General features: G+C 54.4%; 6 protein-coding genes and 1 tRNA gene. 3 read left to right on the top strand and 4 right to left on the bottom strand.

Features of this window, described 5'->3' with window-relative positions; genetic code table 11:
• A partial coding sequence (locus HMPREF3145_RS07810) for an ImmA/IrrE family metallo-endopeptidase (protein ID WP_141740847.1) occupies nucleotides 1-521 on the top strand: 521 nt, incomplete at its 5' end.
• Between the two features lie 176 nt (nucleotides 522-697).
• Here the strand turns inward: HMPREF3145_RS07810 and HMPREF3145_RS07805 are convergent.
• The gene (locus tag HMPREF3145_RS07805; RefSeq protein WP_141740846.1) at nucleotides 698-1,528 is read right to left on the bottom strand and encodes a hypothetical protein; all 831 of its coding nucleotides are present in this window, start codon (nucleotides 1,526-1,528) and stop codon (nucleotides 698-700) included.
• A 1,057-nt stretch (nucleotides 1,529-2,585) separates the two neighbouring features.
• On the opposite strand from HMPREF3145_RS07805, the gene HMPREF3145_RS07800 reads away from it, so the two are divergent.
• Nucleotides 2,586-3,590: a DUF6731 family protein gene (locus tag HMPREF3145_RS07800; RefSeq protein ID WP_070422678.1), complete on the top strand. Its 1,005-nt coding sequence runs from the start codon at nucleotides 2,586-2,588 to the stop codon at nucleotides 3,588-3,590.
• 916 nt (nucleotides 3,591-4,506) lie between these two features.
• Here HMPREF3145_RS07800 and HMPREF3145_RS07795 read toward each other — a convergent pair.
• On the bottom strand, nucleotides 4,507-5,148 hold the full coding sequence (locus HMPREF3145_RS07795; protein WP_070422677.1) for a hypothetical protein: 642 nt from the start codon (nucleotides 5,146-5,148) through the stop codon (nucleotides 4,507-4,509).
• Between the two features lie 27 nt (nucleotides 5,149-5,175).
• Nucleotides 5,176-5,439, bottom strand: coding sequence for a hypothetical protein (locus tag HMPREF3145_RS07790; protein ID WP_141740845.1), 264 nt, complete (start codon nucleotides 5,437-5,439; stop codon nucleotides 5,176-5,178).
• 112 nt (nucleotides 5,440-5,551) lie between these two features.
• Between HMPREF3145_RS07790 and HMPREF3145_RS07785 the strand changes: the two genes are divergently transcribed.
• A tRNA-Asn gene (locus tag HMPREF3145_RS07785) sits at nucleotides 5,552-5,624 on the top strand.
• A gap of 94 nt (nucleotides 5,625-5,718) precedes the next feature.
• Here the strand turns inward: HMPREF3145_RS07785 and HMPREF3145_RS07780 are convergent.
• Nucleotides 5,719-6,096 (bottom strand): hypothetical protein, encoded by a 378-nt coding sequence (locus HMPREF3145_RS07780; RefSeq protein ID WP_070422675.1) that lies wholly within the window; start codon nucleotides 6,094-6,096, stop codon nucleotides 5,719-5,721.
• Nucleotides 6,097-6,473 lie beyond the last annotated feature (377 nt).

Genomic DNA, 6,473 nt, shown 5'->3' with positions numbered 1-6,473 from the left:
CTCAAACGGAACAAAACCTGGGACACTTCAAAGTGCCCCGGATACCCCCTACCGATCGAGAGGACGAAGCAAACAAATTCGCCTCAGAATTTCTCATCCCGACCGACGTGATTCACGCAAACCTTCGGTTGCACCCAAGTCTTGACGACATCCTCAGACTCAAAACAAAATTAAAAGTATCCGCAATGGCTGCACTCATGGCAGTGTTCAATGCCGGCAAGCTCAGCGACCGCCAATTTCGTCAGTACCTTGGGATACTTTCCAGCCGTGGGTTCCGAACCAGCGAGCCTGGAAGCGATTTACAGTACGAAAGGTCTCGAGTCTTCGACTTCGTTTTCAGCCCGGACGGTGGCCAGTCCGCGCGCAGCATCGCCGACACTACTCACATCCCGGTGCAAGACCTGCATTTTCTCACCCTCAACGCAGCAGCAAGCGCCCTTCCCAGCCTAGAGCCTGCAAATCCAAGCGTCCGCCCTTCCCCGTCATTACGCCGACCGAACCTCCGCATAGTCAAGGCTTAACTACTCGCCCGGTGTCGGGTCCCCATACTGATCGGCTTGTCCATCTTCTTCATGATCTGCCGCTTCCTCGACACCACGCATAACCCGCCCCCGATGAGTTACCGGGGTAGCCACACCTGCACGCACGAAAGGCGCTGATGTTCTCCCCCAAACGCCTTTCGGCTAGCAGACGAGCACTAGTCGGCTTCTTCCTGTTCCACGCGAGAAAACATTTCCGTAGCCAGAATGGGCTTATCCAGAGTTAGCCGGTAGGTATTCCTAAACTTGTCATTGGAGAAGCTGCCTTCCCCCGGTGCGAGTCTCTTCCGCCGGATCTCGAGCAGGCCCGCGTCTTTAAGTTCTCCCACCCCCCGAGAGCGTGTGGACTGGCTCAAACCGATGCGCCGCTCAAAATGGGCTGGCGACCACCAGGCGTAGCCCGTCTTTGGCGACGTGTCAGCCAATATCGCAAGCAGCATGGCCAACCCGGGGGTTTTCAGATCGTAAAACTCTTCCATTTGCCACAGTCCGGATGGGACCTTAATCCACGCATCTGCCGCGCGTCTTGCCTGTCTCGGCGCCTTATAGGCAACACCCTTCCCCCCTTCATCCAAAAGCAAAATGGTAGAAACAGCCCCCGGTTGTCTTTTCACCTTGATTAATTTCTGGTTCTCCAGGCGCTGAAACGCCTCGTAAACCCTTCGTCGATAGTTCGTCTTCAAATCCAACGCCAGCAGATGTGCCCATCGCTCCGCTGAGACGGTGCTGTCGTAAGGAGGTGCGGTCGAGATCCAGAGAAGGCCTAAATAGAGACGAATGGTAATGCCATCCCGATCCCCTCGCCTCACCAGGTTTTTCAGGGGCGTGTTCGCTACTTTCCCGATCGGATTCCCAAGCTCGCGGACAAAACGCGACCGAACCGGGATCGCGTCACGGCCTGTTTGACGCTTCAGGGCGTTGGCCAGCACTGCTGCTTGAGCGACGAGTGCACCCCTGTTATTGTTCATTGCAGTCGATGAGGAATTCATGGATCTCCATAGCTATCGCTGTAACTGTATAGGTCAATTCCCCAAAACCGTACCATTTGTTGCCCCGCAATCGGGATAGCACCAATGCGAAAAGTGGCACACTACAAAATAAAACTACTGGTCCCTTGACCAAAAATGAAACTTCTGCCTATACTTCTTTCCAAGCGATCCAAATAGCCAAGACCGCTCTACCTCTCCCTTCATGTGGAAGGATTGGGGGCTGAGAGATCTTGATGAACGATCGCCAGGCGGTACTGCAGGAATCGAGGAAACCTGCACAGCCGAGTGGCTCACAAAGAGCGCCGCGCTTGCCTCCCCCAGGTGGGGATCGGGGTTCGCCGGGCACAGAGTAGCCAGTCGGAACGCCGGGTGGCCCTGGGATTGATACCCCAGGGCCACTTTTCTTCTTTGGCCGTTTACCGACCGTCACACTCACGAAGCTATAAGCTCAGCGAAAACCCAAACATGCAAACAGTCGCGCCGAGAGAAAGCGGTTCGCCCGAACGTTCGCAGACCCCCGAGCAAAGCTGGCCAAAATTCGCAACGGCCCCTGCTCAGTAGCCCACTAGCGCCCGGTGACAGGCAAGGGGTGTGAAGCATCCAACGACGAGATGGTTCCCACTCAACGGCGGTGTAGCAAGCATTTGGGGAAGGCGTCGAGCACACATTGGCGTCCGATCAGTGTAGACACCCCGTCCTGAACGCTGCAGAAGTACTACAAAAAGGCTGGCGCGGGCACCCTAAAGTCTCCGTTGCTGCCCCACACGATGCTCATGCTGACCGACTGTTTCATTTTCTTCATGACTTAGCACTTATCAGTAGCCCGCTCGGCCCAGCTCCACGCTGGAATCCCCAGCACCCTTTTCGCTCGTCAACGAGTACATAACCCCCACGGCACGCAAAGAGAATTTCAGGTAGCAGGATCGAGTTGGAGAGTGCTGGTACAAGATTTGAGGTACGCGACACAAATTGACCACACATACTAATCCATATTGGCCTAAACCACATTGGCGGCGCCGTTAACTAGAATTCGATACGAAAGCCAAGGAGCCGATAAATGACAATTCGCGAAAAAAATGCAACTGTTTCGTTCTTCCAACTTCACACATTCTCGAAAGATGGAAGCCACATCAGAGAGGATAGTAGGAACGGTAAAACGAGCAAAAGCATCGACAGTCTGCCAGTGGCGGGAGTTGACTGGCAGACTCGCCTCAAAGACATCGCTGAGCCAGTAGACGCTGCAGTCACGACTACTCCGAAGGCTATCCAACGAAACGGAAAAACCGTTGATGGGCAGGTCCGAAAAACAGCTGGAAAGTATGCAATTTCGCTCAGCGTTGACCGAACCATCCCTCCCCGCGAAAGAAACCTACAGACAGGGGAGCGCAAAGGCATGGCCGGATCTGGTCAAGATTGGGATCCGGCAGAGGAAACTGTTGTTACCTTCTACGAACGGAACATCTTCGGACTTCTTTCCTCAAACATGGGCGCTCCAAGCCACACAGATGTAGCGCGATGGCTGTCTCAGTTTTCTCCGCCATACTCCGATTCACAGGCACGTTGGTCCGCAAGGCCCATTACCAGGACAGATGTTCTAGATAAGCTGATCAAGAAGAAAGGTTTTACCATCAACGCAGCGGAATTCAAACTCCGCCCTAATCAGATGGACAAAGACGATCTCAGCATATTCGGTCTAATGCCATCGGATCTCAACAAAAACCGGGGCATGGAAGTGTCAATTAAATTCAGGGCGGGCAGAACAAAACAGAAAAGCCAAAACGCAGAAGAGATTGCAGATTTCGTGGATGAAGTCGTTAGGACCCCAATCTTTACCGACGAAAATAAAGTGACGGGCGCCAAAGTAGCTGCAAAATCAGCCGAAGGAGAAGTTCAAACTTACGATCTTTTTTCCGACCGGATAACGCATCGAGCCACAGTCCGATGGGACGATCGCAACAACAGCAGTGATTTCATGCAATCTGCGGTGAAAACCATCGATAGTGTCTATAGCGAGCTGAGATCAATTCTTCACGAACGGGTACCGGATGTACCCAAAAGCTAGCAGTGGTAATTCAAATGTCTAGAGCGATCAAACTATTAAGTGATGGGGCCGAGGCAACGCCTTACGCAATCCGCCACGCTGTGGCCCCCGGGCTTTGGCGGTTGGCACTCGTTCTCTTCTGGGGAACGATATCTTTCTATGTTATTCCGCCAAGCTCGCCCCTCTGGACAAGCAGTTACATAAACGACCTCAACGAAGTATTCAAAACACTTTCGGGTGTTTTCGGAGTACTAGCGGCCTTCGTCTCTACCTCTGTCACTGTAATTTACACTGGGGATTCGTCCGGCGCGCGACGCATGCGATCAATGAGCAAGCATTCCCTTCCCCGAAAGCTAGTGTACTCCGCGCTAACTTTGCTCGCCTTGTCATTCGTGCTAGCACTGTTTACCCCTGAATCTATCCCCCCGAAACTATCGCTCCCTATCCTTGCAACTGCTGTTTCACTAGCGATTATAGAAACAGTGGCAGTTTCCGCTTTGACTCTGCGGGCTATCAATGAGACCCAAGAGCAGATTCAATGGGGAAGGGATCCAGACTGAGTTGTCAACACCCCACTTGATTCTGCTAACGCTAACCTTTAGGTCAACGGTCATCTATCTCCCCCACCCGTCCTTTATTTCTCTGACGATCTTACCGTCACACTGTTAGTGCTAAGGGCGAGGAAATTAGTCGCTGATTTAAACCACTCGACACAGCCGAAAGAACCCCGAAATCTGACTTACGAAACCGTGTACTGGTAGGCACGATTTCTACCCCAGCCTTTGCTAGCCCAGAAAAATAGGCTGGAAACAGGCACGATTTGCTAATAGCTCCCCTGAAATATTCCGGCAGCCAGTGCGAGTGAACCATGTTTCAAGGATGCCTATTGCCACTCGATATAAACTTCGGTAACGCGAAGGAAGGGAGGAATCGACTCCTACGCCCCAATCTCCGCCGGCGTACACACCGGCACCTCGCGCATGAACGCCTCCGGCGCGCCCTGCTGACGCAGTTTGATGCCGTTGTAGCACGCCTGCGTCATGCCCGTCCGCTTCGTACCATCAGCCGGAATCCTGGCCCACTTGCCGTCAGTGTTCTTGAAGAACAGGATCCAGTCCGTCCCCTTCGCACCCGCAACGGCCCACTTGCCGTCGCAGAAGTTCACCGACGTACCAAACCCTGCCGGCCACTCCGGCACAACCGCGTCAAACGCAGCTGGCGAGCACGAGTTCCCCGCCGGCTTCGCCTTCTGCTTCGGCGCAAGCGCAGGCACCGCCAGCGCCGACGCGATCGCCGCAAGCCCACCAAGCACCTGAGCATTCAGCGGCTCCGGCAGTTCCAGCCACCCCTGCTGCACCGCAACTGCCCCACCAATACCAACGGCCGCCAGGACACCCAGCGAGATGCCCACAATGGCGCCATTGCTTAACGACGACCCCTCATCCCCCGCCGTACCTTCCTCCCGAGTAACAGCACTATCGCCTTGCGACGCGCTACTTTCCGCTAACGCATACGGAGCAACAACAGCGGAGGTGGATACGGCGGCAGCGACGCCGAGAGCAAGCATCGGTTTCTTCATGTCCCCCACCCTACTCACCATCACCACCTATGTCGCGGGAAATAGCGCAATCCCCCACACCCCAAGTGCAACCGACGCAGCGATGAGCAACCACCACACCACCCCACGTGGCCGCCGAAACCACCGGTCCGCCACAAGCCACACCCCCGACGGAATAATCAGCGCCAAGCCCACGAATGTCAGCGCACGCCAATCCTCAAAGCGCGGCGCCGTGAGCATGAACACCACGCCCAACCCGATCAGGCCACCAGCAAGTGCGTGTGGGCGAACCCTACCAACAGGAATAATCATAAACGCCACACTAACGCACAATTATCCGCATTGACCAGGCGATTTTGCACCTATAACAATCCACGCTATTGTTACATCTCGTTGCACAGCAATGAGCAACACAACAAAATATTCCTCCATAGCTCAGTTGGCAGAGCATTCGACTGTTAATCGAAGGGTCACTGGTTCGAGCCCAGTTGGAGGAGCAACAAAACGCCCCGCTCTCCGCATGCGGGGCGTTTTGGCGTTAGACGACAAAATGGGGTTAAGAGGCAAAAGGAGACGCGGACATTTTGTTACTTAACCCCGCTCCTTCAGTACCGCCGCTGCGACCACAGCACCAACGGTAACCACCCCACCAACCGCCACCTTGGTCCATTCCAAGATCTCCTGCCGGTTAATCCGACTCTTTTGAAGGACATTCTCCTGCCGGTCCGCTGTCTCAATCAGCTTCTCAAGGATGAATTTGCGCATCGATTCACTCAACCCGTCACGTTTGAGCTCTTCTTTAAGGATCCCCCGCACTTCAATCCAACCCTGATGCACCTGATGTGCCTCAACCGAATCCGCCTCTTGAACTTTGTTCTGCGCGCTATCCAGCGCATCGATTGCTCGATTTCCAAAATCTTTAAAACTCGGAAACTGCGCAATAATGAGTTTTCTCGTCTCGGGATCCATACCTCCCATGTTGCTGAGGAGCTCAATTACCTTTTCCCGGAGAGCTCCCGAAACGAAGTAATCCCAAGTTTCTTTTTGGCATCCTCGGCAGTCACTATTTTCTTGGCCCGCGCCATCACGATGTCCTTCCTCTTCAGAGTGCTACACGGATTCTAGAACGCGTCGGACCCGACCAACTTCCCTAGAGTCCGCGCAGTAGCTACCCCTCTCCCGCGATAACCTGCGTCACCGCCAGATCCTTCCACGGCATCCCGACGGTCTTAAACACCACCCGCCGCGTCGGATCCAGCACCACCTCCCCGCGCACAACCTCAGCCATCGTCGCTAGATCTCCGGTCTCCCGCCGTGCAGCCTCAACATCCTCCACAATCACCTGC

This window comes from Corynebacterium sp. HMSC05C01 (genome assembly GCF_001807155.1).
GTDB lineage: Bacteria > Actinomycetota > Actinomycetes > Mycobacteriales > Mycobacteriaceae > Corynebacterium > Corynebacterium coyleae.
Note: the sequence above shows the minus strand (reverse complement) of the source record. Positions and strands in the feature narration are given on the sequence as shown.